1 protein-coding gene is annotated in these 3,188 nt (G+C 58.2%); it reads left to right on the forward strand.

The window, feature by feature from the left end:
* Positions 1 to 867: 867 nt before the first annotated feature.
* Positions 868 to 2,928: a hypothetical protein gene (locus C569_RS33520; protein WP_155945651.1), complete on the forward strand. Its 2,061-nt coding sequence runs from the start codon at positions 868 to 870 to the stop codon at positions 2,926 to 2,928.
* Positions 2,929 to 3,188 lie beyond the last annotated feature (260 nt).

A 3,188-nucleotide genomic window follows, 5' to 3' on the forward strand; every position in this document is an offset into this window, starting at 1 on the left:
CCGGGCCCTCAGCATGCCAACAAAGCGGCAAAACCAGCGCGAATCAACTTCATCGATAACAAGCTATGGATCCATGCTCAAGTGAAAGACCGAGGTTAGCGTCTAGGCTGCGGCTCCTAGCCATCCCATCGACCTTCATCCGCACACTTGTGTAGTGGGCAGGCCCTACCTGCTCGGCTTTGCCCGGACGGAGGTTGTCGGGATGGCGCCTCCGCCGGAGTGCCCGAGGGCCCCGGCGGAGGCGCTGTCTGTGCCTCGATCAACGTGGAGGCCCGGACCTGCCATTAATCATGGCGGTCCGGGGCTTCTTCGCCTACAAGCTCTGTACACCGGGTCCGCATGTGTTCGGGAACGGCCACACGTTAGGAGCTTCCTGCGGCGGCCTCATCAGCATGCCGCCGTCCGGCGCGGTTGCTGTCAGCGCTGCTGTCGAGAGCCGGTCCACCGCCGGCCGAGCCTGATCCCCCCGCTGGGGAAAGTGACCTAACGTCGTAGCGAGTGTGATCGAGTGCCGTACCGCGTGTTTAGACGCTGGATCGTGTCGTCGAGCAGGATCGAGAGTCGCCACGCGGCACGGCGTTCGCGGATGATCCACTGACTCGCTACCAACCCGCCTGCGAGCCGGCTGGGCCGAGGGGTTCCGGACTTACGTAGCACGGCAAGCTGCCGGACCCGGCCCTACGCCCACGACGGCGCCTCCTCCTGCCTGGCCTTTGGCCTTCGCTCGCTGCAGCGGCTTGCGGATACGACGGGAGCAGTTGCCGAGGTCCCGGGCGGGACTACTGCCAATGTCGGTGCCGCTTGCTAGCGTCTGCAACGACCCCTCTAGTAGCGAGCGCTGAAGCACCGGGTCAGTTGGAGGCCTCCATGATCAAAGTCCGGCCGTGGGCAGAGCGATCAAACACGATTGCGATCATCCCGGGAAAGAAGAGCGAACGACGGGAATCACTTGTCGATATCGCATCTCAGCTTCCCCGCCCGGCCGGCGAGGAGATCTTCGTTCGTCGGGCGGCGGGGCCACCTGTCAGCGTGAGTGTTGACGATCTATGCGTCAATCAGTTGTCGCGAGGGGCGCTCGTCCGGCGTGAGAGCGATAATCGATGGGTGGCTGCGGAGCCCCTTCTAAAGTGGCTCGATAACCCGCTCGACGACGCACTGGCCGAGCATCTGCATAGCAGTACAAAATTCTTCGGCGAGCTCCTCGTGAATATCGAGAAGCCAAGCTCCAAAGCTGACTTTTTGGCCCTCGCCCGAGAATATGGGCTCCACTGGACGAGCACGACCCAGCTATACGCGCGAATCAACTTCATGGAGCTTCTTGGGCTTGTCGAGCAATGGGAAGCTTACAAGTTCGTGATCACCGAACGTGGCCGCTCCTTCGTCGCTCGAATCCAACTTGTTGAGGCTGCAGCAGCCGTTGGCGAGGAGCTTCGGATAAGAGATGCGAAGATTGATTTTACTCTACCCGCACCACGCGAAGAGATCGCGGACCTTCTGAGCGGACTAGACTATCAAGACCTTCGGAATCGCAAGGTAATCATGGGGTATATTCCTCGTGGGCGCAAGGCTCCAGATCGAGAATCTGACGCCGGTTCTGTGACACCGCTCGAAGCGATTCGCGCACTGGTCGATCTGATCGGTGACAGGTGCACAGTCGAGGATTTTTTCGATCGCTGTTCACAGCAACTCGGGATGAAAAAGTCTTCGATCACTCAAACCCTTCAGACATTACGTCAGATGGGCGTGATCGAATCCGTAGCGTTCAACGAGTATGCGCCAAAGGCGGGCACACTTGACCTGATACTGCCCGGACAAGAGCTTGACTTCGTGCGCTACCTCCATTCTCGTTATCGCTTCTTCGGAGAACTGCTTACCCTAATTTTGGAACCTACACCCGTTCCCGAGATCGTGAAGGCAGCAAAGCGAATCCACGAGCTCGCACAAATTGACAACAGCGAAATTAGGACGCGACTGGGTTTTATGATAGAAGCCGGACTGGTAGATCGCATCGACTGGACCCGCTACCGAGCAAGCATCCGTGGACGAGCACTGATCGCGTCGCTACCGCTGGAGGAGCCTGAAGACCCACAGAGCAGACAAGATGGCGGCGTTGAAACCACATCCGGACCCCACATTGCTGATGAGATTGCGCAGCTTACAGCGGACCTGCGCAACTACTCCCACCGCAGCGACGCAAGCCGCGAATTTGAGATTGCAGTTGCACAAGCATTCGAGTTTCTAGGCTTTGCAGCGCAACATCTCGGAGGAAGTGGTCGGACTGACGTCGTCCTCGAAACGCACCTACCGGACAACGACGCCTATCGAGCAATAATCGATGCGAAAGCCTCGGCCAGCGGCACCATTACGGACAACAACGTCAAATTCGATGCCCTTAAAGATCACCAGCGCATCCATCGTGCCGATTTCGGCATGATAGTTGGGCCCGATTTCGCGGAGCGGGTACGGCTCTGGGCTGCCAACAATGGTTTTACGCTACTTACAGTCGAAGACCTAATCGCCATTCTTAAGCGCCATCTATCCAGTCCGATCACATTAACGGAGCTGAAAGGACTCTTCCAACAAACGGGAGATAATCTTACTGATATCGAGGAGCAGTATTCTTCAGCCGAGAGGTCGTCAGCACTGCTCGCAAAGTTGGTGGAACTGCTACACGCGGAGGCTCGGGACGAGGATCCGCTTATGGGCGGGTATATCAGTGTAGAAAACATCTACTACGCTTTGCGGAAGGATATGACCCCTAGGCCGCCCACATCCGCTGTCGAAGAGGCCCTCCAATTCCTTTCGCACGATTTTGTCAGGGGTGCGATTAAAGACGGAACGCGGTACAAGCTCGCAGATACCCCCGTCAACATCAGGCGGCGACTGAAGGGGTTAGGGAGCAGCCTTGAAGTGCCGTCAGGAAAGTGATTTCCTTTGGGTCACGGCAGTGCTAGTGACGGGCACAATCGTCGAGCCGCCAGCTCCCTTCCACCGGATTTTCGCAGCCTTCATAAATGGCCCTATCCAATAGCGCCGGGGCTCGGCTAGTCCTCAATGGACCGGAGCGCGCAGTAGATCTGGGTCGAGGGACCAAGCAGGGCCTGATCAAGTTCCGTAGACGTCGGAATCGTTGGTGATGCCCAGGATGGGCAGTGCTCGTTGGGGTTCGTCGCGGATCGCTCGGGTGG

Origin of the sequence: Micromonospora sp. CNB394 (assembly GCF_000374985.1) — a bacterium.
Taxonomy (GTDB): domain Bacteria; phylum Actinomycetota; class Actinomycetes; order Mycobacteriales; family Micromonosporaceae; genus Micromonospora; species Micromonospora marina.